Origin of the sequence: Glutamicibacter sp. BW80, from assembly GCF_002332385.1 — a bacterium.
Taxonomy (GTDB): Bacteria; Actinomycetota; Actinomycetes; order Actinomycetales; family Micrococcaceae; genus Glutamicibacter.
This window is the reverse complement of the sequence record NZ_NRGV01000049.1, coordinates 45310-70459: the sequence shown is the minus strand read 5'-3', so window position 1 is coordinate 70459 and position 25150 is coordinate 45310. Positions and strand designations below refer to the sequence as shown.

The 25150-nt window shown below is 55.8% G+C and carries 22 protein-coding genes; 1 reads left to right on the top strand and 21 read right to left on the bottom strand.

Annotated features, from left to right (window positions below):
- Nucleotides 1-19 precede the first annotated feature (19 nt).
- From CIK76_RS19830 to CIK76_RS13035, 9 genes are all read right to left on the bottom strand, one after another.
- Complete coding sequence (locus tag CIK76_RS19830) at nucleotides 20-163, bottom strand: hypothetical protein (protein ID WP_255248465.1); 144 nt, start codon at nucleotides 161-163, stop codon at nucleotides 20-22.
- A gap of 630 nt (nucleotides 164-793) precedes the next feature.
- Nucleotides 794-1996, bottom strand: coding sequence for a hypothetical protein (locus CIK76_RS13075; protein ID WP_096287150.1), 1203 nt, complete (start codon nucleotides 1994-1996; stop codon nucleotides 794-796).
- Nucleotides 1997-2031: 35 nt separating this feature from the next.
- Nucleotides 2032-2532: a GIY-YIG nuclease family protein gene (locus tag CIK76_RS13070; protein WP_096287148.1), complete on the bottom strand. Its 501-nt coding sequence runs from the start codon at nucleotides 2530-2532 to the stop codon at nucleotides 2032-2034.
- Nucleotides 2533-3351: 819 nt separating this feature from the next.
- The gene (locus tag CIK76_RS13060) at nucleotides 3352-3489 is read right to left on the bottom strand and encodes a hypothetical protein (protein ID WP_176484204.1); all 138 of its coding nucleotides are present in this window, start codon (nucleotides 3487-3489) and stop codon (nucleotides 3352-3354) included.
- An 8-nt stretch (nucleotides 3490-3497) separates the two neighbouring features.
- A complete protein-coding gene (locus CIK76_RS19105; protein ID WP_141393557.1) occupies nucleotides 3498-3737 on the bottom strand; it encodes a hypothetical protein in 240 nt (79 codons plus the stop codon).
- A gap of 167 nt (nucleotides 3738-3904) precedes the next feature.
- Nucleotides 3905-4828: a bifunctional DNA-formamidopyrimidine glycosylase/DNA-(apurinic or apyrimidinic site) lyase gene (gene mutM, locus CIK76_RS13050; protein ID WP_096287140.1), complete on the bottom strand. Its 924-nt coding sequence runs from the start codon at nucleotides 4826-4828 to the stop codon at nucleotides 3905-3907.
- Nucleotides 4829-4837: 9 nt separating this feature from the next.
- The gene (rnc, locus tag CIK76_RS13045; RefSeq protein WP_096287138.1) at nucleotides 4838-5536 is read right to left on the bottom strand and encodes a ribonuclease III; all 699 of its coding nucleotides are present in this window, start codon (nucleotides 5534-5536) and stop codon (nucleotides 4838-4840) included.
- 3 nt (nucleotides 5537-5539) lie between these two features.
- Nucleotides 5540-5743 carry a 50S ribosomal protein L32 gene (gene rpmF, locus CIK76_RS13040; protein WP_060701450.1) on the bottom strand — a complete coding sequence of 68 codons (204 nt, stop codon included), beginning with the start codon at nucleotides 5741-5743 and terminating at the stop codon, nucleotides 5540-5542.
- 2 nt (nucleotides 5744-5745) lie between these two features.
- Complete coding sequence (locus CIK76_RS13035; protein WP_096287240.1) at nucleotides 5746-6267, bottom strand: DUF177 domain-containing protein; 522 nt, start codon at nucleotides 6265-6267, stop codon at nucleotides 5746-5748.
- 391 nt (nucleotides 6268-6658) lie between these two features.
- On the opposite strand from CIK76_RS13035, the gene CIK76_RS13030 reads away from it, so the two are divergent.
- Nucleotides 6659-7855, top strand: coding sequence for a CDP-glycerol glycerophosphotransferase family protein (locus CIK76_RS13030; protein WP_096287136.1), 1197 nt, complete (start codon nucleotides 6659-6661; stop codon nucleotides 7853-7855).
- Here the strand turns inward: CIK76_RS13030 and CIK76_RS13025 are convergent.
- The 12 genes from CIK76_RS13025 to coaD form a co-directional block, all read right to left on the bottom strand.
- Nucleotides 7852-11685: a CDP-glycerol glycerophosphotransferase family protein gene (locus CIK76_RS13025; RefSeq protein ID WP_096287134.1), complete on the bottom strand. Its 3834-nt coding sequence runs from the start codon at nucleotides 11683-11685 to the stop codon at nucleotides 7852-7854. The two genes, CIK76_RS13030 and CIK76_RS13025, sit on opposite strands and share 4 nt — an antisense overlap.
- 180 nt (nucleotides 11686-11865) lie before the next feature.
- Nucleotides 11866-15372 (bottom strand): CDP-glycerol glycerophosphotransferase family protein, encoded by a 3507-nt coding sequence (locus CIK76_RS13020; RefSeq protein ID WP_096287132.1) that lies wholly within the window; start codon nucleotides 15370-15372, stop codon nucleotides 11866-11868.
- 61 nt (nucleotides 15373-15433) lie between these two features.
- Nucleotides 15434-16384 carry a stealth family protein gene (locus CIK76_RS19610; protein WP_217990387.1) on the bottom strand — a complete coding sequence of 317 codons (951 nt, stop codon included), beginning with the start codon at nucleotides 16382-16384 and terminating at the stop codon, nucleotides 15434-15436.
- A gap of 864 nt (nucleotides 16385-17248) precedes the next feature.
- Complete coding sequence (locus CIK76_RS13010) at nucleotides 17249-17710, bottom strand: adenylyltransferase/cytidyltransferase family protein (protein ID WP_096287128.1); 462 nt, start codon at nucleotides 17708-17710, stop codon at nucleotides 17249-17251.
- 67 nt (nucleotides 17711-17777) lie between these two features.
- Nucleotides 17778-18668, bottom strand: coding sequence for a glycosyltransferase (locus CIK76_RS13005; protein ID WP_096287126.1), 891 nt, complete (start codon nucleotides 18666-18668; stop codon nucleotides 17778-17780).
- A gap of 18 nt (nucleotides 18669-18686) precedes the next feature.
- On the bottom strand, nucleotides 18687-19511 hold the full coding sequence (locus tag CIK76_RS13000; RefSeq protein WP_096287124.1) for a CDP-alcohol phosphatidyltransferase family protein: 825 nt from the start codon (nucleotides 19509-19511) through the stop codon (nucleotides 18687-18689).
- Complete coding sequence (locus CIK76_RS12995; protein WP_096287122.1) at nucleotides 19508-20545, bottom strand: glycosyltransferase family 2 protein; 1038 nt, start codon at nucleotides 20543-20545, stop codon at nucleotides 19508-19510. Before CIK76_RS12995 ends, CIK76_RS13000 begins: the two co-directional genes overlap by 4 nt.
- Nucleotides 20546-20553: 8 nt before the next feature.
- Nucleotides 20554-21438 (bottom strand): ABC transporter ATP-binding protein, encoded by an 885-nt coding sequence (locus CIK76_RS12990; RefSeq protein ID WP_255248464.1) that lies wholly within the window; start codon nucleotides 21436-21438, stop codon nucleotides 20554-20556.
- Nucleotides 21428-22276 (bottom strand): ABC transporter permease, encoded by an 849-nt coding sequence (locus CIK76_RS12985; RefSeq protein ID WP_096287120.1) that lies wholly within the window; start codon nucleotides 22274-22276, stop codon nucleotides 21428-21430. Before CIK76_RS12985 ends, CIK76_RS12990 begins: the two co-directional genes overlap by 11 nt.
- 144 nt (nucleotides 22277-22420) lie before the next feature.
- Nucleotides 22421-23482 (bottom strand): LCP family protein, encoded by a 1062-nt coding sequence (locus CIK76_RS12980; protein WP_096287118.1) that lies wholly within the window; start codon nucleotides 23480-23482, stop codon nucleotides 22421-22423.
- Nucleotides 23483-23602: 120 nt separating this feature from the next.
- On the bottom strand, nucleotides 23603-24505 hold the full coding sequence (galU, locus tag CIK76_RS12975; protein ID WP_096287116.1) for a UTP--glucose-1-phosphate uridylyltransferase GalU: 903 nt from the start codon (nucleotides 24503-24505) through the stop codon (nucleotides 23603-23605).
- A gap of 77 nt (nucleotides 24506-24582) precedes the next feature.
- Nucleotides 24583-25056: a pantetheine-phosphate adenylyltransferase gene (gene coaD / locus CIK76_RS12970; protein ID WP_096287114.1), complete on the bottom strand. Its 474-nt coding sequence runs from the start codon at nucleotides 25054-25056 to the stop codon at nucleotides 24583-24585.
- Between the last annotated feature and the right edge of the window lie 94 nt (nucleotides 25057-25150).

Sequence of the window (25150 nt, the reverse complement as noted above, 5' to 3'; positions counted from 1 at the left end):
GCAGCAGCGAAAAGCGGAATCACATCGGATCGACTTTGCGCAGCTCCACGTTGCCACCGTGGCCATTGGTCGCGTAGGCGTTCCAGCCCTGGCGTATGTTCTCCGCTCCGTCGGCTTTGCCGACGTACTGCCTTTTGTCGCGAGTGTCAGTGATTAAGTACACGCCCACGACGGAAGACGTGACCGTGCGCCCAGACTCGTACCGATGTTCACGCATCAGGGGCTGCAACCGGGCGTGGTCCAATATTAGGTGATCGAATCCGGGAAACGGCACCGGCTGCGTGTCTGCGATCTCCAATACCGGATAGCCTGCCGCGGTCGGCCCATTGAGCCTCCAGTTGAGCGGGGACTTCAAGTTCTATTCAGAGGTGGTCTCTAAGGCCAGCCAATTGGTCGGTCATGACGAGGTCGAAGGCGCGCAGAGTTCTGTCATTCGAGATTTCGCATCGGTTGTCCACGACGGACCACAACCGTACCCGGTCATCGCCCTCGCGTACGAAAACGACCCACAGTTAAGGCGGAATCGCGGGGATAATCCGCGGCTGGGCAGACTCCGGGGATGTATAGATCAAGGATCTCCTCGTCGGTAGATTCAGTGTGTATTCCCTTGGAGGTCAGAGTCCTGATGCTCACGTACGAAGGCGTGTCGGATCATCTGAGTGACCGCAGGGTCGATGCCCGCGGCGAGGTGGACGGGCCGAGGGGCAGGAGGATTGACAGGTCCTCAGTTCTTTGATGCTTCCGGTCGGAGCAGGCCGACAGCCCGACGCTAATTGCACCGGATGTTGTTGGATCATTGGTTCGATTGACTACCATTGGGCAGATTGAGCACCTTTGAAGCCTCCTTGACTAGGTCCGGAAGTTCGGAGTTGTTGACGTCCGACGAGTGCTTCGCTGCGTCGCGGTGTGAGAACCGCGAGAGTACGTTTTTAACCAGCACGGCGTCGCCGACGTCGGCCCGGGCTGCACGGCGGATGTCGTCGTCCGCGTTTGCGTAGAAGGGAGCGAGCGCCTTCAGGGACAGCGCTACGTCCTCGGCAGTGTCAGCCTCCCGGAAGTGGCGGGTCGACTCCCGGAGTAAGAGTCCACCGAACGCGCCGATCACGATCGCGACCGAGGCTCTCAGGATGCCGCCGCCCAGCGAGATGTCGAAGTTGTTGGCGATCGCCTCTCCGACGATGAAGATGCCGACCGCTCCTGCGAAGACGAACGCGGCCAGGGCGCTGAAACGGATCCACTGCGCGCTCCGTCGCTCGCGCTTCGCCCGGCCCGACCAGTCCGCGGCGCTGAGGTCTCCCGCAGCGTGCTCGGCCAGCGCTTCACCGGCGGTCGTGATCGCAGCGAGGGTCGCGACGCTCTCCAGCGCCTTCGCGTCGTTCTCGGAGTCGATCCTCTTCCGCTCCTGGGTCCACGTCTCGAGCGCTTCCTTCCAAGCCGCGCGCATGTCTGCATCGGCGATCTTGCTGACCTCTGCGATGGCCTCGCGCTCGGTCTGGATCACACCCCGGAGCTTCTCGACCTCGGCGTGGACCGTCTTCAGCTCGTCGCGGCGCACCTGGAGCGACGTCTCGGTCTCCGTGACCTGCGTCCTGAGATCGCCCAGAATCTCGTTCCGCGCTTTGACCTCCTTGTCGAGTTGCTCGATGTAGGCAGCTTTCAAGTCCTTCGGCGGCGGGAGAGGTAATGCGCGCAGCGCCAGTTCCAACTGATTGAAGGGCTGACCTGGGTGCCTCCGGTTCGCGACGAACTGACGGAACTGAGCGGTGTCAACAGGCACCTGGTTGAGTGAGGCACTGAGTCCATCGAGCGAGCTGAGGTACAGCGCCGGTTGCAGTGCGCCCTTGGTCTTAATCGCTTCGTCGAGCCACTCGATGATATCCATCCGACTCTGCTCGGTAACGGCATCGTCGTACCGGGCCGCATTGAGTGACTCGCGTTTGAGCTTTAAAGTCTCCCAGACCGGGTGCTTGCGGTACCGCTCATAACCTGTGGCCATTGATCAGTTCTCCTTGTTGTTGCGGCTCCCCTCCTCTATTTGCGAGGAATCAGCTGCTGGCTCGTAGAGTCATACACGTATTCCACGCTCTCTCCGGAGACGATCATCGCGACAGCCTGATTGATGGCATCCCGAGTCACGATTAACCCCTCGGACGGATCGAAGTCCTGCCTCTTGCGGTCAACCTGAGTCAAGCCGAGACGGACTGTGGCGAAAATGCGGTGCAAAAGGTATTCGATTGCTGACGGTCTCACGTTGTAGAGCCGGTAGTCCGCGACCACGGGCACCGGCGCCTTCAAGTACGTCGGCGACAACTCCGCGTTCTTGATGCGCTGCTCGACACTCGTGGTCGAGAAGCTGATCTTGTGCAGGTCCTCCAATGCCGCAACCTGCGGGTCCGTACTCAAGGACTGTAGGACATAGATGTGCCCGCTCTCCACATCACCGTCGGGGACCTCGTTCACTTCGACACCGGTGCGTGCGAGGATTTGACCCTGCTGCTCGTACATGCGAGCCATTAGGCTCTGCTTGTACATCTTGGACTCCGTGCCGTTCTCGAAAACGACGCGCAGACCCGGCTCCGGGGCTTCACGTGAGCGAGCAACAGGTTGAAGGTGCACTCTATGTCGTCAGGCTCACGGCCCGCAAGCGGGAAAATGCGCTCCTCGATACCATTGAGGTTGAGTCTCGCCAAATTATTCACCTGCCTTGCACGAAGGGTTGCTATTGTCGCGAACGACGACCGAGTCATCCCACCTGCATAGATTCAGGAAGTTCGGCTTGTTGTGTCACAACAATCCTACCGTTGTGATTTGCGACGAGCGACGGAAGGCGCGCGCTTTCAGCATATGGACTGCATCGCAGGTAGCTTCGTCGCAGAATCGCTGTCAGCTCTTGAATCCGGGTACACGAATTCGAGGCGCATCCCAAGCACTATCCAGCGCCTGACCAGTATCTGATTGGACGCGGAGGCGCACGGTCCGCGATCGCTGGAACGCAGGCTAAGACAGCAGTCGAGTCGGATCGATCGCGAGTTGACCTCGTGAGTTACTACAACTTATTCGTTGGCATGGAGTGTGTCGAAACTAGGCCGCCAGATGCTCACCTAGCTCATTCTTGGAGAATCTAGGACAGCATGCAAGCACGACAAGCGTTTTCGCTGGCAGACCGGACAAAAATAGCTCAAACGGTTCATGAACTGCTCCCGTACAATTGGCGTTCCGCAGCGCGTGCAGGGATGCTCTGCGAGTCCATACACGGTTAGGCACCGGGAAAAATACTCGGCTGCTTGCGGACACGTCGACGTAGAGCGAATCGTAGGATCCTTCTCCTTGAACGAGTGCGTTGGCCAACACCTAACGCGCCGAGTCAATCACCTCCGAGATCGTCGCCCCGGACAGCAAAGGCTCAACGGTCTCGCCGTGCTTCTCGGCCGCCCAGAGCACTTCGTCGACGTAGATGTTCCCGATGCCCGAAACTAGCGCTTGATTCAATAGAGCGCTTATTCCTGACGCTCATAATCTTGATTCGCGCGACCACAGCAGCCCTGGTCAAATTTAGGATCGAACCGGTCCGGGGCAATATGGGAGATCGGCGACGGAAATATCGCTCTGCCTTCGTCAAACAGAAGATGTTCGAAGGTGCGCTGATAGTCGAAGAGAAGATCACGGCCGCCATCAGTAAATGCGAACTGCACCCGATCGTGAGAACCGACCAAAAACCCTGGCGATGTGGCGACCATCTGTCCAGTTATACCCAGATGAATAAGCAGTGCGTCCTGCTCATTCAGGACCAGTCAGAGGTACTTGCCGCGAAGCGCGGTGCCTGTGAGCGTCTCACCGACGACCCGTGCCGCGCGTCTCGGGCTCGGCAATGAGAAGATCGACGGCGGTGAGGAGCCCGGGTGCGTCAGCGCCGCCGAGGCCGCGGCTGACATACAGGACAGCTGTACGAAGAGCGTCCCATGAAAGGATCGCGGCGGATCACCGATTCTCGCCCGTTTCCGGCACAGCGTTGGCAGGCCTTGCCTTCACGTCCATATGCGTTCAGGGAACGGGAAAAGTAGCCACTAGCGCCGTTGACATTGACGTATAGGGAGTCGAAGCTGGTCCCTCCGGCGTCTAGTGCACGGGACATCACATCGATGAGTGCAGCATCCAGGCGTTCGACCTCTGGGCGCCTGATGGTCGCGGTGTTGCGGAGCCCGGAAAGTCCTGCCTGCCAAAGCGCCTCGTCGGCGTAGATATTGCCAACACCGGAGATCACCCCCTGGTCAAGAATCGCTCTCTTCAGATCGGTGGTGCGTTTACGCAGCGAAAGATAAAGCGAATCCGTGTCCCTATATGGGTCCAAGACATCTCGAGCTATATGCGCGGCGGCCTGCGCAATACACGGTTTATCGCTGCCGGCACCGCCTGGATGCCCATCCTCGGTCGGTACCAGCGGGGACAGGAACATTCCGCCAAAAATTCGCTGGTCCACGAAGCGCAGCTCGGATGGTGCGTCGCTGCGTTCGCTGAGCGACAATCGGACCTTCAGGTGCTTTTCATCCGGCGCATCCGGCTCTTCGACCAGGAGCTGACCGCTCATCCCAAGATGCGCCACTAAGGCTGCCGGCTCAGAGAGGCCTTCGAGGTCCATCCAGAGAAACTTACCCCGCCGTACCACCGAAGCCAAGGTGCATCCGGCCAGGGTTTCCTCGAAATCATGCACACCATCGGCATGTCGCCGAACGGATCGTGGGTCCAGGACCCGGGCAGACTCGATCAATCGCGCGCGAACCCATTTGTCTAGTCCTTCACGGACAACTTCTACCTCTGGCAGCTCAGGCATATCCGTGCCTTAGCGTTTCGGGAGATCTTCACCGGGGTGAAGCATATTCCACGTGTTCCGCGCAGCTTCTTGCTCGGCTTCCTTTTTCGACGGACCGGTGCCTTTGCCGTGCAACTTATCGCCAATGAGCAGTTCCGCTACGTATGAGCGAGCATGGTCAGGGCCGGATCCGGTAACCGCATAGCGCATTTCACCGTTTTTGGCGGCGGCGACTTCTTCTTGGATGACGGTCTTCCAGTCGGTGGCAGCGCCGAGCAGTCGCGGGTCGGAGAGCAACGGGCCGACGAGGCGCATCACCATGTCACGCGCTTCATCCATGCCGTGCACCAGATAGACGGCGCCGATAAGGGCCTCTACGGTATCTGCAAGGATGGAAGATTTGTTTGCGCCATCGGACTGGCTTTCGCCGCGGCCCAGGAGAATGTGCTGGCCAAGTTCGAGGCCTCGGGCAATATCAGCCAAGGCGCGGGTGCTGACGACCGCGGCACGGAGCTTTGCTAAATCCCCTTCAGGGAGATCGGGGCACGTCTTATAGAGGTGCTCTGCAACGCTAAAGCCCAAGATGGAGTCGCCAAGGAACTCTAGGCGCTCATTAGTGGGAATGCCACCGTTTTCGTATGAGTACGAACGGTGGGTCAACGAAAGATGAAGCGTCTCGGAATCTATGTCGATTCCGAGACGCTTCAAAAGTTCTTCTTTAGAAGACATGTCTTAGACGTCTGCGACCTTGCGACCCTTGTATTCAAGGAACAACTCGGTACCTGCTGAGTCAGTGACAACCTTTGCCTGGTGAGGCAGGCTGTAGGTTACACGGCCGTTTTCAACGGTCTTCACCAAGCTCGGTGCGGTAGCCTTCCACTGTGAACGGCGGGCACGAGTATTCGCACGGGACATCTTCCGCTTTGGAACAGCCACGACTACTTCTCTTCTCTCTCGTCTGACGTTTTATCTGTTGCCACATCTTCTGTGGCGGCCTCGGACAGCTGCGCAAGCGCTGCCCAACGAGGATCTACTACCTCGTGGTGGTGCTCAGGTTCATCGTTGAGGCTGACTCCGCATTCATTGCAGAGGCCCAAACAATTATCCCGGCATACCGGCTGGAACGGTAGGGCTGTGCCCACTGCATTCCGCAATACCGGATCGATGTCAATATAGTCACCGACAACCCAATACTGATCTACATCATCATCTTCTTCGAATTCATCGCTCTCTTCATAATAGAAGAGTTCCTGAATATCAGCCCCGTAGTTGAACCCGATAGGCGCAAGGCACCGTCCACATTCGCCAGCGATTTCCACCGTGGCAATGCCGGATACCAAAATGCCCTCGTGCACAGCTTCGAGGCGAAGATCTAAGGAAATCTCAGATCCTCCACGAATACCAATGAGTGCGTTACCCACATCAGCGGGTGCCGGAACTTGTTCGTTAAGAGCCTTCATGGAACCTGGCGCTCGGCCAAGGTCCATGGCTGATATAACCAATGGCGAGTTGCGATCGAGTGCGCCATGTGACGATCGATCAGAACGCTTATCGCTAATGATGACTCCTATAAAAACATAGTCCGACATTTCATCTTAGCTTGCTTGAAGCTCAGTTCCCAAACCGGGAACGCTTCAAACGGCATAGAATCAATGTTGCACTAAACACACAATATCGCACCTTCCTCCCGCATCGAGACAAGAAGGCGCCCATTTCTGCGATTTTTGCTTGCTTGAACCCAGATCATCACCTGATTTGAAATTTTTCGGTCATTTGGCCTGTCCACCAATTCCCGAAATATTCTCTTGCATAGAATGATTCATGAGTTTCTGAGGTTCATGAGAGGGATAAATGCGCGCGATTCCAGTTTTGGCCGGTGCAGCTAAATTTGCCAAGATGCGCTTAGACGCCCGCCAGCAGCGCGCTTACGTCCAGCGGCACGCTCGGCACCTATTCCATCAGCCCACCGGTGGGCAACGGTATCGAGTGGCACTGTACTTTGCCGATGCGATGGTCAATGCGTATCAGATCCGCCAGTGGTATGAGCCGTTGAAGCACCTGGCCGGATCCGCTCCCGTCGTGGTGATTACCCGCAATGCCGGTACCGCGTTGGCATTGTCTGAAGAATGCCCGCTTCCCGTGTATCTCGCCCCCACAATTGGCGATATCGAAGAATTAGTTGATTCGCAGAATCTCAACGTGGTGTTCTACATCAATCAGAACATCCGCAATTTCCAGATGCTCCGATTCAACGAACCCAACCACGTGTTCATCTGCCATGGGGAAAGCGAAAAGGCCTACATGTGGTCTAACCAGCTCAAAGCCTATGACTATGTTTTCAGTGCAGGCCAGGCCGCTCGTGACCGGCTAGCGCTGAACTTGCGTAACTATGATGTGGGACAGCGAACCCGACTGGTTGGCCGGCCGCAGATTGATGCGGAATATCTGGCTCCCTATGCGCTGAACAGTGCGCTGCCCACGGTGCTCTATGCACCCACCTGGGAGGGGGACCGTCCTTCAATGAACTACGGATCGGTATCAAGCCACGGCGTGCAGGTCATCGATTCGTTGATCAATAACGGTGGCTTCAACGTCATCTTCCGCCCGCATCCTCGCTCCGGAGTCAACGTAGAACAATACGGCGCGGACGTGGCCAAGATCCGGGAAAAACTCAATTCGGCGAATCCGAAATCAGCTGGACGGCTGCTCTTTGACGACACCGCGCACTGGGGATGGCAATGGCATAAGGCGGACGCGTGCATCACTGACATCTCGGCCGTAGCCTACGATTTCTTTGCTACCGGCAAACCCATATTCATCACCACACCCGTGTCCTCGGAGGCCGTCGTGGCTGACTCCCCCGCATTGGAACAGCTACCGAGCCTAAGCTCAGTTCAAGCCGCGCACACTGCCGATCTAGTCCGTGAAGCGCTGGAAACCAAGGATGCCGAACGTGATGCCCTCATTGAGAGATACTTCGGGGACATCACGCCCGGCGCGAGCATGGCTCGGTTCCTGACGGAGTCGCTCGCCCTGCTCGACTCCTAGCCCAGACGTGAACCGGTAGGCACTGGCTTTTTCACCAGAGTTTCGAATTGTTCTAGCGCTTGCAATTGGTAGCGTTGGGCATCAAACTCATGCTCGGCCCTGTACCCATTGAGATGACGCTCCATGCCTTCGGCCAGTCCCTCGACGGAATTTTCGACAAGCAGTCCGAAACCTCCCGACAGGACGCTGCGCGAACCGACGACGTCGGTGGAGATTGCCGGCAGTCCCAGCATCATCGCTTCGATCATTGCGAGTCCTTGCCCTTCATAGTCCGAGGAGAAGACGAAACAATCGGCAGATTTCAAGGTCGGGAATGGGTTGGCCAGCAGACCGGTGATAACTACCTTGCCGGCCAAGCCAAGTTCGTTTATCTGTTCTTCCAGGCTCAGACGCAGCGGGCCGTCGCCGATGAGCAGCAGGCGGGTATCCGCATGAGCGGCGTGCACCCGAGCGAATGCGTGCAGCAGCTTCGCCTGCCCTTTTTCAGGGGAAAGGCGTGCCATATTCGCAAAGACCGTCAACCCCTCTCCGCTGAACTCGTGCACCGGTTCGGACAGATCCGCCCAGTCTGATGGCTTGTTCAGATCCAACAGGTTTTCCGAGACGGTGAATATTGATTCGTCGATACCGAATCGTTCACCTAGTTGCCGTTGATTGATCTCCCCCACGCTGTCGGTCACGGAAACGAGGGCGTCATAGTGGCCGTAGGTGGCGAAAAGGCCTGGCATGGTGCCGAAGCGCAGCAGCCATTCGCCAACCATATCGTTGTGAAGGTAGATGCTCGTGCTAGCTGCGTGGCTGCGAGCCGCGGCGAAGAGCGCGGCCCAGAACCGTGAATATCCTTCAAAATTGATGGCCATGTCGAAGCGAGCGGAGCCGAAGCTGCGGTTCATTTCCCGCGCCATGGTGCCCAGATGAATGTTTTCTGCCTCCGCCGAGCTGAAACCGCGCTGGGCATGGAAAGAGTCCGATACCCAGCGTTCCTCGGCGGACATCGCCGTGGCTCCCGCGCGCGGCAGCACCCTCACATGGCTGGGCAGCGAATTGAGGATTTCCAGGGCCGCCGGGTCGGAACCCGTCGCGTTCATGTCTACGGCCACCGCGACGAGATACTTATCGGAATCCAAGGAGCCAATCAGATTCACGAAGGCCGTTGCGATTCCGTTGGGCTTGAATGGACCCTGGTAGAAGAGGAGTTTGGTCCGAGTATCGGCCTCTGGGGCGAGTACGTGCGCGTGATCGTCAAAGAAGAAGAATTCGATGACCCGTGCGCTCGCGTTTCCATCCTCCATCGGAGCGAACTCTGCAAGATTTTCCTCGAAGTTCGGGTGCGCGGTGCCTGCTGGGGCGTCCAGCGTCCGGCGCAGGCTGCTGACCAAATCGACAATGTTGTCGCTGACTTCTCCGGGCCAGCTTTCGCGCTCGAAATACAGCCCGCGTTCGGCATCATAGGCTTCGAAATCCGGGGTGTAGAAGAGTACAGGCTTTCGCGCCGGGAGGAAATCATAGAAAATCGATGAATAGTCTGTGATCAGCACGTCGACAACGGCCAGAAGTTCGTTGGTATCGATCGATGCCGGGACCACTGTGGCGTCCAATTGCGCGTCACCAATGAGCTGTTCGGCGAAGCGGTGCGCGCGGAACAACATCTGATGGGCGCCTCGCGCCATTTGGGCTACGTCCGTCACCAATGAATTCACGTTATAGCTTCGGTCATTGATCTGCCCGCGCCAGGTGGGAGCAAAGAGCACGACGGGTTCTTGGTTCTGCGGATCGATCCCCAGCTCAGCGAGTATCTCTGCACGTCGCCGCGCGCTGAGGTTCACCATCGAGTCAACACGTGGACTGCCGGTCAGTGCCACCGAAGCCGGGAACATCCCATCCAGGTCGTGATCCTGCGACAGCGTCTTCAGCGTGTGCCGGTTCGGCACCATCAGGTGTGTGGTGTGCAGGAAGTTGCGCTGCACATTTCTGTGTTCTCCAATGGCGCCCTTGACGAGCTTTCCCATGAATTTCAGCGGAGTACCATGCCAGGTGTTAAGCACTTGCTGCCCCTCACGCCTTGAGTAATAAGCCGGGAAGGTAGCGTTGTTCACCAGGTATTTAGCGGTTCCCAGTAACTGGATATAAGCATCCGAGTGTTGCTTGATAATCGCTACATCCAGATCTTCCGAAAGCTGCGCAGGGACCGCGTTGTGGTCGTTGTAAACCCATGCGTAGCGGAACCCCTCGAAGCGTTCGTCTTGGCGCATGGCTTGGTAAATGGCCAGAGGATGGCAATGCACGTTTTTTCCGTGAGAAGACTCAAAAAGCACCAGCTTCTCATCCAGGGGAAGTTGTTCGCTCGCGTGAATGTATAAGGCGCCCCGGTGCCGTCCTACGCCCTTGAGCGCGGTTCCCAAACCTGCCACCGAAATCTCGGTGAATAGCAGCATATTCTCAAAGTATCCGCAGGCAACTTGCGGCTCACCGAACTTGGCCAGTGCTTGTCCTGCACGTGCCTGCCACGTCCGCTGGGTCGTAGAGGTGTGCCATAGCGCGTCTCGATACGCTTCCGCGGCGTCATCCCACCGCCCGCGTTCTTCGGCCGCCTGTGCTAGGTCAATATGGTGGGCGGCGCGCGGCCCGGCTGCGGCGGGGACCTTCAACGTTCCGTCGAGGTAGCCCCACGCGCTAGCCGCCCGAAGGTACACACTTGCCGCTTGTTCATAGTCGTTCATCCGGTGTAGCGCATGGGCATAACGGTAGAGCGCCACGGGTTCTTCCACACGGCTTTGCTCCGGCAGCAATTCGACGAAGCTCGAGTAGGTATCCGCGGCATCGGCGAAGTTGCCAGCGCGGGCGTAGACCCGTGCTTGGGCGTATGCAGATAGTACCTGCCCTTCTACCGTAGTTGCGGTTGCCCGAGCTTCGCCGAAGTGCCTGGCTGCCGCTTCCAGATTGAACAGCTTGCTGTTCACTTCGCCTGCACGATAGTTGAGCCCCTGCCTGTCCCCAGGGCGGCTGGAGGCGGCCAACGCTTCCCGGTAGGATTCCAAGGCTCGTGTCCAGTCGTTTGCTCGTTCGTGCAACCGTCCGACACCCAGCGTCGAAGTTTGTTCGTCATTGCTGGTGAGTACGGCTTGGGCATCGGCTCGTTGTGCGTTCTCGAGTTCGCCCAGTTCTTCGTAGGCTCGTGCTAGGCCATACCAGGCCTTGGAATACTCCGGATCCAGTGCCGTGGCCTGCAGGAAATAGTCTCGGGATATTTCGAACCGGGCCATGAACTGTGCCGCCTGGCCGGTGAGCGACATCCACTTGGCTTCAAGCTCGTGTACCGGTACGTATGCTTGGCGTACTTCGAGCTCACGCCACCGCTGCCCGGTTTGAAGCAGATGATCTGCGAGGGCCGCGGAGCTCGCAGGCTCGGATGGGAACCTGACAACGAGATTCTCTAATATTGACCCGGCAAGATCCTTCTTGCGGGCAGCAACCGCGCACTTTGCGTAACGAGTATGCCACCGAATATTTTGCGGTTGTCCAGCGCAAGCCGCCGCGAACAGCTCAAGGGCGCGATCAAACTTTTTCATCCGCTGCATGTTCAAGGCAAGGGATTGGATCCAGCCGAAGCGGTGCGGTTGGTGGGCGATGGCGGATTCCATATTGACCATGGCCAAGGAATACTTCTTCATCTTGAACTGGCAGAATCCCAGCCGGAAACGAACTTCGTCGGATTTCAGGAGCTTCGTTGCCAGCGCCCGTTCATAGAATAATGCGGCAAGGCGAAATTTGCCGCGATGTTCGATACGTCGTCCAATGCCTAGGATGACGCGGGTACTAAATCTATTCACAGTGTTCCTTCAACCATCGGCCCGTGCTGGATCACGCAGGCTTTCCATTAGTGGCTCGCGAGCTACCTGACGATTCTTCCCTATTTACCGGGACAATTAGCTATATTTCTTCCGTGTTGGCCGCCATCCGCAGTAAAGCCCGGCATCGATCTATCGATGCCGGGCTTTACTGACTAGCCATCAGCTACGTGGGAAGAAGCGTTCCACGACGCGCCGTGAGGCTGATCCGTCGTCGTATGGGGCGAAGCGGGCAATGAAGCTCTCACGCTCGACTCCCCCAATGTCCTCGCCTTCCAGGGCTCGCTGCACGGTATCCCACAGCTCCGTTTCGGTCTCCACAATCGGGCCAGGCATTTCCTTCTGGTAGTCCAGATAGAACCCGCGAAGGTTATCCCGATAGTTTTCCAAGTCATAGGCGTAGAACACGATCGGTCGACGCAGCAGGGAATAGTCGAAGAACACGGAAGAATAATCCGTGATCAGAACGTCTGCCGCCAGGTACAACTCCTGGATATCCGCGTAGCTTGAGACATCCATGATCCGTGATTGAAGCTCTTCCGGAATGGTAATAGCGTTGGAGACGAGCACGTGCATGCGCAGCAGCAGCACGGTGTCCGCACCGAAACGCCGGTCAAATTCCTCCAGGTCCATTGGAAGTTCGAAGCTGAATCGACCGCGGCCTGTTCCTGCGTCATCTCGGAAGGTGGGCGCATAAAGGATGGTTTGCACTCCCGGAGCCAGACCAAGCCCTTCACGAATCTTTGCCTCCCTAGCTGGCGCGTCGCTGGACATGAGGATGTCGTTGCGCGGATATCCAAGTTCGGCGGCAATTCCAGAGAATGAATACGCCGATTTCATGATCTCGGTGGTGTACTTCGACGGCGAGATGAGGTGAGACCACTGCTTGGTGGCATTGAGCACACGCTGGACGTACCCCTCATCACGGCCATGGATCTCCTCGATATCCAAAGCCATATGCTTCAGCGGCGTTCCGTGCCAGGTCTGCAGGAAGATGCCTTCCTTGCGGCGGCGCAGGTAGTGCGGGAAGCTCTGATTGCTCACCCAGTACTTAGCCCTCGCCAAGTACCAGAAGTACTCGGGAGAAAGCCGTTTGATAGTGATCGTATTGGAGTCGGTGAAGCGATGCGCACCCGAATAGATCCAGACCTTTGTGCGAGTATCGCCGCTGCGAACCAGTTCTTCATAGATGTACCGCGGCGAGTCGCCGTATTGCTTGCCCAGTCCCGACTCGAAAACAATCAGGTTATCGTCGGCCGGCGTGCGGGACACGGCCTTGAACAAGGCGCGCATGACCGAGAAGTAGCGCTTGTCCTTCCGGAATCGGCGCATGAGCTTTTCAGGCAGTTCAGCCTTCCATCCGTCCTGCGAGCGGCGGCGCAACGCGGCCTGCTCGATCTCAGCGGTAACTCGCTGGCTGTTGCCTTGGTCCCGGTGGGTCATGAAGGCATCTGCACGCAATACGTATTCGGCCTCCATGGCCTTGTCCCGGTCCATGGTCTCCGTAAGATCCTGCAGGAGGGTCGCGCTGTCAAACGCGATACGCCCCGGCAGCTCGGCATCCAGGTCAAGATGCGAGCTTTGCTTGCCCAGAAAGCGTGCACGGTCAAATTGGAAGTAATGCACCGGTTTGTGCAGGAAGCTGAAGTCAAAAGCCACCGAGGAGTAATCGGTAACCATCACCGCAGCGGTTATGATCAGTTCCTGTACATCGACTTCGCCCTGAACGATCAGTCGTGCCGGAGTATCTTTGAAATGCTCGCGGAAGTGCTGCATATTCGGGTGCAGGCTGAATACAATCTCTAGCGAATGCTCGGCAGCCAATACCGCGAGTTCCGGAGACGAGAGCAGGTCCTTCCACTGCTGCAGGTACTCGGATTCGAGGAATGCTTCCTCGTTCTGCAGCCAATCCCGCCAGGTGGGAATGATCAGCAGCATGTTCTGGTTGGTTGAGATATCTTCGGCAAGCAGCGAGTCGAACCTCGACAGGCCCGTGACTTTGACATCTTCTGCGGAATACAGGAAGTCCGAGACGATGTACTGCTTTTCGCGCTCGGAGGACACCAGGAACAAGTCCGTGGTGAAGCCCGGTGAGTTCTTTCCGTAGTTGGGCACCATCCATTTGGTGCCCATGACACCGTGCTGGAGGAAGACTCGGGTTGCGCGAGTCCGTGAGGAAAAGCTTTGATGACGGGTGGGGTACAGATAGTCCGCATGGTGGGTGCCGACAAATCGGGATGCCCTAATGGCCAACTCGAAGTGCTCTTTGCTGCCATGGAAAACAACATGGTCCATCGAGTCGAAGTTGCGCAGATCCGGGGCATTCTCGTCAATGACATAGTAGGCATCGATGTCCGTGCGCTCGGCACGCAAATAGCGGAACAAGTGCAGCCCATTGTCCTGAGCTTTGTAGGACAACTCTCCGACAATCCAGATGGGCTTGCGCCCCGCCTCAAGAATCGGGAAGTGCCGCGCCTTTGAATCGGCCAGAACCGCGAAGGCCTCCTTGTCGAAGACTTCAAGAGTCAACGATGTGGATTTGGCCTTGAAGGTGAAGTACGGCGAGATTGCCAGCGTCTGGTTCCCCACTTGTACCGCACCGGCACGGGTGGTCGAACGGACCACGAATGGGGTTCTGGTGACACGGATGCGACGTGGTTCGTCGCTTCCCTCGGAGGTGACCATCAAGTAGACATCGTAGTTATCGCCGCGGTCGATCAATGACCAGTCTTCTTTGGAGAAGTCCAAGGAAGTCTTCCAAGAGTACGTAGCCTTGCCAAACCGGCGGTCCGCAAGAGTATCGTCCAAGGCCAGGTCCACGGGCGATTCAAAAACCAGTTGGGAGCGGCGCCCGACAATGCTCAAGTGCGCCCCGGTCAGCCGATCGGTTTGCGTGTCAAGAATCCCGGCGAGGCTGAATACCCCCTCTTGGACTTGCGTCTTGTCGGTTCGAATCCGATAGGAGTGCGTAACATCGCGGTTCAGCCCTATGGACACCTCGGCACGTTTGTTCACGTAGACACCGGCGCTGCGTTCGCCCGCATGGAAGTGAGCGGCATCGCGCAGTTCGGTCTTTTCAAACCTACCCATAATGCGGTGAGCGTTCACCGGACCGTCGAGAACTAGTGCCTCCTCGGCAATAAGATCCTTGACTTCCTTGCGGCGCATCAGGTCGCCATTGGGTTCGAGCTGTACCCAGGCGATCCCGGTGGGCAAGTCTTCAAAGAGGCAGTTGAAGCTGAATGCCAAGCGTACGGTGCCGGCGGGAAGACCCTCATCGTCCACTGCGGATTCTTCGGATACCGCAACGTCGTCATCCTCCGGGACGGTGTTCCCCGCATCTGCAGCTTTCTGGGCGCGGTAGTCTTCCCATGCATCGAGCAGTGCTGGTAGCTCGATCTTTGCGTTGGCAGTGATCCGTCCGGTATCTGCGTGCTCAACGTTATCCGTGGTTGTGCTGAACACGAGGGTCCGGCCATGCAGCACCGAGACGCCGGAGGGAGCGTAATTCAGCTCCGCCTCCAAGTGCAGGGCACCGTCGCGTGACTCCAGGCCTAGCGTGTGATGACCGGCATAGTAGCGGAACGATTTCCTTTTCAGACGCTGGCCGCGGACATCGCTGACGAGCGACTGGACCAGCGTTTGTGCGGAAAGCTTCTTTAGAACCACTGACGATATTCCTTAAAATTGTGCGTCACTAACTTTCAGATTCTGGCGTTGCGGCCAGAACCTATTTTTCAAATGAAGAACGATACGGATACAGGACTTCGAACAACTGCTTCACCACGCGCGCTCTTTGCCGGATGTCTGTTGGCTGCCGGACCTCGTTCATGCAGAACATTTGCGACGGTTTACGCCGGGCTAGACGAAGCGCCTGCACTGTAAGGCTGGGACTACCTATATCTAAGTAAGCGTAGTCGAAATCTGCAGAGTATCCCTGACCGGTCCGGGCAGCTAGCTGATGCGCCAGCGACGACGGAAGTGAAATATCGGCGGGGTTGCGAAATCTGTTCCTCGCCGTAGCGGCCAGTTCTACTTCATATTTTTCTTGGGCCAGCCGGTGAACGCTGAGTCGTTGCGGGTGCGCGACGTGCTTAAATTTACGCGAAGTAGTGCGTCCGTAGGATGAAACTACGAGCTCGCGATTATTTGCCGCAGCCACGTTGACTGGAAGTTCTGCCTCTGCGGCATCCGCAAAGTGCCCTTGAGCTAGGGAGAATTTGGCTTGCCCAGACGGTCCGAAGAAGGTGTTGGGTGAAAGCGGTTGCCCGAAGAACACGTCGTCATTGACGTAAATGAAATGTTCGCTGAGACCCGGAATGAACGATAACCGTGATTCGATGGCATGCGAATTGAACGTAGGCAAGCAATGTGGGTCGAAGATCTCTGCATGGTCAACCACCGTGAGTTTTGGGTGCTCATCTACAAGCCATTTGGGCACTTGAGCGGCCGTAACCAGATATATGTTGTTAACCCAGGGAAGATTCATTTCCAACGAACGCAGTGAATACCGGAGCTCATCATGAGAAACGAATCGCCCCAAGTCCGCGGCGCTTGATTCGAGTTCGCCCTTTTCCTGCAGCAGTGCCCGCCGATACGCGGACTGCCAACTCGGATCGTCGGCATCTACCCAGGTGTAGACCACATCGATGGGGCCAACAAAGTCCAAGGCATCGTGCATTGGTTCTATTTCTCCCGGAAATACATTCCATCTGGCTCCGGTGCCCTGGGATCGAGAATCGAGCCGTGAGAGGCCCACCGCCCAAGAGCTGGAAGCTGCGTATGAGCCAAGCTCGGTGATGGGGTAACAGGACATCCCAGCTAATTGGAGCTCCGCTTCCAACAGGCGCCAAGACTCGTGGTTCGTGACATAGCTAGTGGAATTTTCATCCCAGGAGTAGCTTATGCCCAGCCGATCGGCGACGGCTCTGACTGCATCTTCATTCTCTGAACGAACCCTGGATACGGAAGCCAACAGCGGCAAATTCCCGGATTGCTGGGAAGCTAGGACCTTGCGCAGCAGTGCCGAAGGCAGGATCCTGCCTAGTTTGCCACGCCATCCAGCGAATTCCACGACTCTCCCGATTCCTGGTCAACTTAGAAGTCCGTACCCATTCTACGAATTGCTGGGTCCGCAGCGACGAGAACATCCGGGCGCAATTGCCTAGTATTCCCTGATAGTTTCATCCAAGTCTGCCCCGTGGAAGTCCAAGCTTTCGGAGTGCTCCATAAAGATTTGGTGTGCGTTCCGCATAGCTTTCGGCCGGATCTTTGGCATAAACCCGAACCGGAAGACTTGTCGTATCGGTTCTATTCAAATCACGACGTGACTTTAAGCCCCACCCCGTGCCGGTGAGCGAAGCAGTCAAAGTAATATTCGGAATGCGGAGCAGCCAAGCAGTTCCGGACTTTCTGCGAATACAAGCCGAGTCGCCAGGAAGGCTCTGTGACTAATCGATGTAGCCAACTGCCAAGTGGCAGCATTCCGGGCAAACACCTGCTTCTTGAGGGGCTTACTCTTCTGGGACAAAAGCGCTCTTGCTGACTAGCTCAATTCCTTAACGATTTGGCTCAACGAGTCCAAGGTATTTTTCAATGATTCAACATGCCGTTCGTCGAATTCGCTCAAGACGCGTTTCATCTCGGTAGTCGAGATGCCGGCGGTGCGCGGCAAGTAGACTACTTCAACTTCGTCGCCCAGGTCATCAAATTTGCCCTGCCAGTCTTCGCCGATGCCAAAGACCTTCGCGTCATATTTCTTGATGTCCAAGCGTTTCTGCTCCCAGTTCTCTTCCGGGATCGCCAGGTCCACGTATTTGATGGCCTGGACGATTTCTAGACGCTGCGCAAACGGAACAACAGGCTTCTTGCCCTTGATCGCATTGAATTCATCTGTTGATACGCCGACTACGAGTCGGTCACCCTTTTCCTTCAGGCGCTTGAGAATATTCAGGTGTCCAATATGAAACAAGTCGAACGTTCCGTAAGTAAGAACTGTTTTAGCCATGTTTACCTCCGCGCCATTTAGCTGGTGCATAGTTATAGTGCCGAGCTCTGTCGCTCGCCATAAGTTTTTAAAGTACTGGCGGCCTTCCCGCCATAGTCATTCTAAGCACGGTTGACCATCTAAGCTTAGGCCGAGCTTCCCGATGCCATGGACTTCCACGCCAGCCAGCTCGCCAACCGGCGACATATTGACTGACAGCAGAGCGATTTTTCCTCATCCTGAGACACTCAACCAAGAGCCATGAAGTTGGATAAATCCAGCACAAGGGAGCCGGCAGATTTCGACGTGCCAGCCATACCCTGTTCCGTGCGTTGAGCCGGTAGAACTCGTCATGGCGACGCGGGTCCACGACCGGATGGCCGATCCTCATGTCTCCGGCATACCAAACATAGTGTCCGGTGTCCCAGATACGCCAAGCTAGTTCAATTCCCTCATGTGCGTACCAAAAACCTGCGGCCCAGCCACCTGTTTGGTCAAATAACGCGCGTGGGCTGACCAAGCAGGTCTCCCCCACGTGGAAAACCTTGCTGGGCTCTTCTGCCGTGCGCTTATTCAAGCGAGGGATCCAACGGGTGGGATCATTCTCGAAAGATTTCGGGTCAGTAATGCGCGGCTGCAGCAATCCCATCTTCGGGTAGCTCTTGAAGCGCTCGACTGAGGTAATTAAAAAGTCATTGTCAAGGAACCAAGAATCATCATCCAGAAAGCAGAGGTACTCGCCATTCACTAGACCCACGCCGGCATTGCGGCCCGCAGGAATTCCAAGGTTCTCCGGAAGAAAATGCGTCTTTATGGAGGCAGGGATATCAACAGGATCCCAACCATTGCCAACGACCACAGCGTCGATCTCAACAGACTCCTGCGCAAGTAGGGAGTCCAAAGCGCGCCGCAACTCTGCGGGACGGTTTCCCATTGTCAGCACTACGACACCGACGCGAGGCAATTCTTTTTCAGACATCTTCCTCCTCCCTTCGAACTAACTGGCTTTAAGCCGTGTGGAAGCCATGTTCGCGATGAAATGGCCAACGTTAACCAGGACGGTTGCAGGCAAGAGAATCCAAATCATCCATTTCTCGGCAATTCCAGGAACTCCTACCAGAGCAGAGATGATTGAACAAGCCAAAATTACCAAGCTGAGTTCCACCGCGTGAAGCATCCGGTGGAAGGGCAAGAAGCGGGCCAGCGAACGCAAGCGACCCACGATGGATGTCACCGGAATTGAACGCGCATCTGCGGTATCTGGAAGTTTAGCCAGTCCCGCCATGCTCCGAGCCGCATGCACCATCAAGGACTGGGACCTGTTCAATACCAGCAACACAGCCAGGCACCCGGCCATGAACAGTGTTGGCCAGGCTTGGACTGCATTCGCTCCGTCTGCCGAGAGTTCTAGGAAAACGCGATATCCCAGGGCAATAGGTATGAGGGCTTCGGTCGTATGGTGACCGACCATGTCGATAAAAATGCCACGTGGTGACTGCGTACCACGCCACCGAGCAACTTCCCCGTCCGAACAATCAAAGTAGAGCTGGACTTGTGACAGAACTACAGCGAGAATTGGGCCCCAGATCCCCGGGATCAACAGTGCCAGGGACATGCACCAACCGGCAAGAATCATCAACCCGGTAACACCGTTGGCCGAGATTCGGGTGCGAACCAACACCGCGGTCAGATAGATCGAGATATGGCGCAGGTACAGCTCAGCTGTCCAGTGCTCCGCGTTCTTGCGCGCGCGAACTTCAGGGGGTTGGCATACGGCCCGCAGCTCTTCTAGCGTGGGCCGAGCCGGGCGTTCGGCAATCATTTGATTCGCCCTTTGTCGAGAGTGCTTCCTGCTCCCACTGCGCGGCCCTTGATATAGCCGGCGGCCCATGGAAGGTGTATGGCCGGGAAGGTGGCTGCGGTAAGCAGCTTTTCTTTCAGACCTTCTCCCTTGGCCCGAAAGCCGGCGAGCAAAGCGCACGCGCCGTAGAGAACCGGAATCGCTTTGCTGAGCGTCAGCAGGATATTGACTGGCTTCGGAAGGCTTTCGCCGGCCAACGGCTGAATTACTGCTGAAGCTATCCCCGCGCTAATCCCAGCAAGGAGTAGTGGTGGAAGGTCATGGCGCAACGACTTGCCCTCTGGGAAACGACGCGCAATTTCCCCGCGCCAAGTTCCGGAGGCAAATGACTGTCTAATCAGAGATGGGAAGTTGTCTCTCGGGTAATAGCCAACTTTAAGTTCCGGATCAAACCAGACCTTATGCCCAGCTTGCCGAATGCGCAGGCATAGCTCCCAGTCTTGAGCACGCCACAAGTCTTCGTCGAAATAGCCCACTTCTTCAAAAACTTCGCGACGGAAGATACCTAGGTATGCCGATTCCGCTTCGCCCTCGGGTGCACCGGAATGATATGCAGGTCCGCCAAAACCGAACTTGGAGTGATACGCTGCGGCAATGGCCCGCTGGAGTGCAGTGCGTCCACGGGCATCCATGAGTCCGCCCACGTCGTGTGCGCCTACACGATTCAACGTATCAATGCCCTGCTTCGTGTAGGAAGCGGGCAGCTCGCTATGCGCATCAACGCGAATAACAATCGGATTAGTCGAGTTGCGGATGGCGAGATTCAATGCAATCGGAGTTCGCCCTTGTGGGTTGTCTACCAAGGTGATGCGAGAGTCTTGAGCCGCTAGGCGCTGTGCGACAAGATTCGTCTCGTCCGTGCTTGGACCTAGTGCAAGAACAAGCTCCTTGTCACCTTCGTAGTCCTGCGCCAAGATAGAAGCGACGGCCTCGTCGAGGTAATCTGCTTCGTTCAGCACAGGCATTACGTAGGCAACGCCTGGATAGTCAGTCATCCGTTCCTTTATTTCTTCTTCAAGTGTGCTTGGTACGCCTTGATCACGGTGTCTGGATCGCCGTCCATTTTCTGGACGCCTTTTTCAATCCAGATGCAGCGATTGCAGGTTTCCTTGATCGAGTTCATCGAGTGCGAAACGTTGAAGATCGTTCCCGCGTTCTCACGAATTTCGCGGATTTTCGCTTCACTCCGTTTTTTGAACTTCGCGTCACCGACCGCCAATGCTTCATCAATAATCAAGATGTCGTGCTGCTTCGACGCCGCGATCGCAAATTTAAGGCGCGCGCTCATGCCGGAAGAGTAGGTACGCATGGGCAAATCGATAAATTCTTCAAGTTCAGCAAACTTGATGATGTCTTCGCGCATCTTCTCGACTTCTTGACGGTTGTAGCCAAGGGCGAGTCCGCCGAGAGTAATATTCTTATCTCCCGAGAGTCCGGGGATCAGAGCAGCACCGACGCCCAAAAGGCTCGGACGCGATCTTGCAAACACGCTTCCGGAAGCAGGAGGAGTCAAGCCTGTAATAGCTTTAAGCAACGTCGACTTACCCGAACCATTTGATCCGATAACTCCGATCGACTCATTTTCGTAAGCTACGAACGAGATCCCTTTCAATGCATGTACCGTGCGGACACCACGCATATTCGACTGTAGCAAGCGTCGTGCCCCCGCTGCGCCGACTGCTTTTCCGCTCGAGAACACTTCGTATTTCACATGAAGGTTATCCACCATCACGACAGGCTGACGGCTGGAATCAATATTAAGATTCGAGTTCTGTACGTCTTCCGATGGGACCACGTCGATGAACGAAGTATCATCGGAAAAAATCCGCTCGGGTTCATATTCCGGATGCAGCTCGGGGTTGATGAGATCATCAAAATTAATTCTCACGGCCGTAACGCTCCTCCGCTTTCCAGAAGTAAACAAGACCGAACGCCAGAGTAGCAATCGCCCAAATACCTACGACAAACCATGCGCGTGGTTCGTATACCGCGTTGTCCATGATCATCGCACGCGCAATTTGCAACGCCTGATACAGCGGGTGATAGTCAAAGGCTGTAACCATCCAGGGCCATTTGTTTAGGATACGGTCCACGCTAAACAACACGCCCGAAGTGTAGAACAGTACTCGGCCGATCAGCGGCAATATATTGGTGAAGTCGCGTATATGCACAGTAATTCGCGCACAGATTAGCGCAACACCCATGTTGAAGATACTGAAAAGGAGCACCAATGGAATTATTACAAACCACGTCCATTTCGGAGCGGTTCCAAGGATAAGCGCATAAATGAACATGACACCAAGCATTGGAACAAGAGTCAAGAAATTCTGGGTGACTTGAGCTACAGGAAGTGACAGTCTTGGGAATGCCAATGATTGTACAAGCGCGGTATTTCCGGTGATCGATTTCGCACCGCCATTCATCGACGTAGTGAAGAACTCAAAGAGGAACACTCCGATAACCACGAATACAGGGAAATCAGCAGGTCGGTTTCCTCCCTGCAAGATGCCAAAAATGAATCCATACATGAGGGCATTGAACGTAGGTTTAAGTACCACCCAAACCATGCCCAGACGGTTACGTTCGTTCTGAGACTGAAGTCGGGCCTTGGCAAGTTCATAAATGAATTCGCGACGACTCCACGTCTGCTTCAGGTAATCGACCAATGACGGTCTTGCCCCTACTCGGTGCAAGCCGTACTTCTCGGCCTCCTCCGCAACTGTCATGTGCAAAATGTCCTCTTGTCGAATGCTAACTACTACTTGAATTCGTAAGCACAGATGATCAAAGTCTAGTTTACGAGTGGTGGTTACACGTGATTTCGTGCTGCGTACGCGAGTGGAATTGCTCCCACTCACGCTTGGGCACGTCTATTCTGGCGGGTACTCAGCCAAATATTCAGCCATGGTATCGGTTTGCAGCGCCTCTGAAATTTCAGCGACTGCTAGTTCGCTGGCAAGTTCGATTGACTGACCATCGGCGCTAGTTGAGCTACCTGCAGTCGGCATCGTGAACATCTCCAGCTTTTCGGTGTCCACGTTTTTGAGCTGCATACCCAAACCAACTAGTGTCGCCGCATCGAATTGCGAGTCGAAGGTCAGGTAAGGCGAAACCTTATCCACAATATCGTAGAGCTTCACCGGATTGGTGAGCGTATCGTTGGATAGCATCTGGTTTACGGCCGCAACGAGGAATGTCCGTTGATTCTTGACGCGCTGGTAATCACCGTCATTGAACGACTTTCGTTCACGGACGAAACGCAGGGCGCGATCCCCTTCAAGAGTGACCTCGCCGGCAGGGTAGAAGTAGTCCGTGTCATTCGCGGTGAAGGGTATTTCATTGTCGACCGTCACGCCGCCCAGGGCCGTGGAAAGCTCTCGGAAGCCCTCAAAATCAATCATCGCCACGTGATCGACTTTCGTGTCGAAAAGTCCTTCCACGGTTTGCATCAGTAACGGTACCCCTCCAAGCGACACCGCAGCGTTGAGCTTGTTCTGGCCATATCCCGGGATATCTACCCACATATCTCTGACCAAAGACATGATGTAAATTTGCTCTCGGTTTTCTGGAATATGCACCAGCATCATGGAGTCACTGCGTTGATTCACCGCGCCGTCTAGCGCCGCTGCGTCCGATTGCTCATCATCAGCATGATCTACTCCTAGCATCAAGATATTCATGGAGCCATCGTCGGGATCTTTGACAGGTCGCGAACTCTGCTGCTCATCGCTGTAATCGATGGACAAGGTATTGGTTTTCGAATTGAACTGATGTTGAAGACTAAAAAGGTAAAACCCTGCACCTAATGCTGCAATGACTACAACCGCAACTACGGACAATAGAACGCCGCGCAGGCGGCGCTTCCGCCGTCGCTCCACACCGTAGCGCGCGCTACGAGACGTAAAGCTTTCACTTGTGTTTTGGGTATTCATTCCTGCAGCTTCTCAAAGAAAATCTAGGGTATGCCCATGTGGCAAGTTCAATGCTCGCTACAGGGGCAAAGAAAAAGACTACTCAAGATAAATGTGATTATCCTGAGTAGCCCCTTACGATTAGTCTTCGAGGTTTGCGACGAACGTCCTTAGCCACGTCTTCATGCCCGCGCCTAGTTCTTCGTTTTCAACGGCCAAAGTCACGTTTGCCTGGAGATAGCTCAGCTTGTCACCGGTGTCATAACGTCGGCCGCGGAAAACTACGGCATGCACTCCGGTTCCTTCCTCGCTGCCCACAGCAAGCTCCTGTAGAGCATCCGTCAGCTGAATTTCACCGCCGCGTCCCGGAGCGGTGTGTTCAAGCACCTCGAAAACTCTGGGGTGCAGCAGGTAGCGGCCGATGATTGCCAAATTGCTGGGGGCTTCCTCCAAGCTTGGCTTCTCAACCAGGGCGTTCACTTTCACATAGTCTTCGCCCTCGACGGCAGAAACGTCCGCACAGCCGTAGGCGCTAATCTGTTCAGGCTCGACCTCCATGAGCGCGATCACCGACCCACCGGTCTTCTGCTGGGTTTCTACCATGAGCGACAACAGTTCATCGCGTGAATCAATTAAGTCGTCTCCCAGTAAAACTGCGAATGGTTCCTGCCCTACGTGCTGCTTTGCGCATAGGACCGCATGCCCAAGGCCTCGCGGGTCGCGCTGGCGTACGTAGTGAATATCGCCAAGTTCCGTTGCTTCCTGAACCGAACGCAACTTCTTCATGTCCCCCTTGGCTTCCAAGGATGCTTCCAAGGAGGGAACCCGATCGAAGTGGTCTTCGAGAGCGCGCTTGCTACGCCCAGTAATCATCAGCACGTCGTTCAGCCCAGCGTTCACGGCTTCGGCAACGACATACTGGATTGCAGGCTTATCGACTACGGGAAGCATCTCTTTTGGCATTGCCTTCGTTGCTGGCAAAAACCGAGTTCCCAGCCCGGCAGCTGGAATGACTGCCTTGGTAATTTTTGGAGTCAACGCCATTTTGATAATCCCTACTGTTCTCAAAAGGTAATCTGTATCTGATGAAGCAAGCAATCTTCATCTCACGAGCAAAGCTTCTAACTCTTCTTCGACAATCGCTTGATGACTGCGCGTGGAAAGTATTCAGCGACATCACCGCCGAGCGACTGCACTTCTTTGAGCAGTGACGAAGACAAATGAGTAAATCTAGTGTCCGCCTGAAGGAAGACGGTTTCCACGCCTGTGAGGTGGCGGTTCATGGTGGCCATGGGGATCTCATAGGCATAATCAACGGTGCTGCGCAGACCCTTGACGATAGCTTCGGCACCCTGCTCCTTGCAGAAATCCGCGAGGAGCCCTTGGCCCATGGGCATTGCGGAAACACCGCGAAGACCTCCTACGGTCTCTTCGACAATGGCTACTCGTTCTTCTTCGCTAAAGCGATACTTCTTGGAGTAGTTCGTCGACACAGCAACGATTACCTCGTCAAAGAGGCTCGCCGCACGGGCAATGATCTCAACATGGCCATTGTGGATGGGATCAAAGGATCCTGGGCATACAGCTCTGCGCATATATTGAATCTATCAACAAACCGCTGATAGCGCGTGATTTTGGATGGGCTGTCACGTAACGATTCATGCGTGTTACCCAACGCCAATTTTCTGA

Excerpts from the sequence above, each read along its gene's own strand:
- CIK76_RS13075 (WP_096287150.1), bottom strand. The coding sequence starts at position 1,996 with ATGGCCACAGGTTATGAGCGGTACCGCAAGCACCCGGTCTGGGAGACT.
- CIK76_RS13070 (WP_096287148.1), bottom strand. The coding sequence starts at position 2,532 with ATGTACAAGCAGAGCCTAATGGCTCGCATGTACGAGCAGCAGGGTCAA.
- CIK76_RS19105 (WP_141393557.1), bottom strand. The coding sequence starts at position 3,737 with ATGGTCGCCACATCGCCAGGGTTTTTGGTCGGTTCTCACGATCGGGTG.
- mutM (WP_096287140.1), bottom strand. The coding sequence starts at position 4,828 with ATGCCTGAGCTGCCAGAGGTAGAAGTTGTCCGTGAAGGACTAGACAAA.
- rnc (WP_096287138.1), bottom strand. The coding sequence starts at position 5,536 with ATGTCTTCTAAAGAAGAACTTTTGAAGCGTCTCGGAATCGACATAGAT.
- CIK76_RS13035 (WP_096287240.1), bottom strand. The coding sequence starts at position 6,267 with ATGAAGGCTCTTAACGAACAAGTTCCGGCACCCGCTGATGTGGGTAAC.
- CIK76_RS13030 (WP_096287136.1), top strand. The coding sequence starts at position 6,659 with ATGCGCGCGATTCCAGTTTTGGCCGGTGCAGCTAAATTTGCCAAGATG.
- CIK76_RS19610 (WP_217990387.1), bottom strand. The coding sequence starts at position 16,384 with ATGCACGATGCCTTGGACTTTGTTGGCCCCATCGATGTGGTCTACACC.
- CIK76_RS13010 (WP_096287128.1), bottom strand. The coding sequence starts at position 17,710 with ATGGCTAAAACAGTTCTTACTTACGGAACGTTCGACTTGTTTCATATT.
- CIK76_RS13005 (WP_096287126.1), bottom strand. The coding sequence starts at position 18,668 with ATGTCTGAAAAAGAATTGCCTCGCGTCGGTGTCGTAGTGCTGACAATG.
- CIK76_RS13000 (WP_096287124.1), bottom strand. The coding sequence starts at position 19,511 with ATGATTGCCGAACGCCCGGCTCGGCCCACGCTAGAAGAGCTGCGGGCC.
- CIK76_RS12995 (WP_096287122.1), bottom strand. The coding sequence starts at position 20,545 with ATGACTGACTATCCAGGCGTTGCCTACGTAATGCCTGTGCTGAACGAA.
- CIK76_RS12985 (WP_096287120.1), bottom strand. The coding sequence starts at position 22,276 with ATGACAGTTGCGGAGGAGGCCGAGAAGTACGGCTTGCACCGAGTAGGG.
- CIK76_RS12980 (WP_096287118.1), bottom strand. The coding sequence starts at position 23,482 with ATGAATACCCAAAACACAAGTGAAAGCTTTACGTCTCGTAGCGCGCGC.
- galU (WP_096287116.1), bottom strand. The coding sequence starts at position 24,505 with ATGGCGTTGACTCCAAAAATTACCAAGGCAGTCATTCCAGCTGCCGGG.
- coaD (WP_096287114.1), bottom strand. The coding sequence starts at position 25,056 with ATGCGCAGAGCTGTATGCCCAGGATCCTTTGATCCCATCCACAATGGC.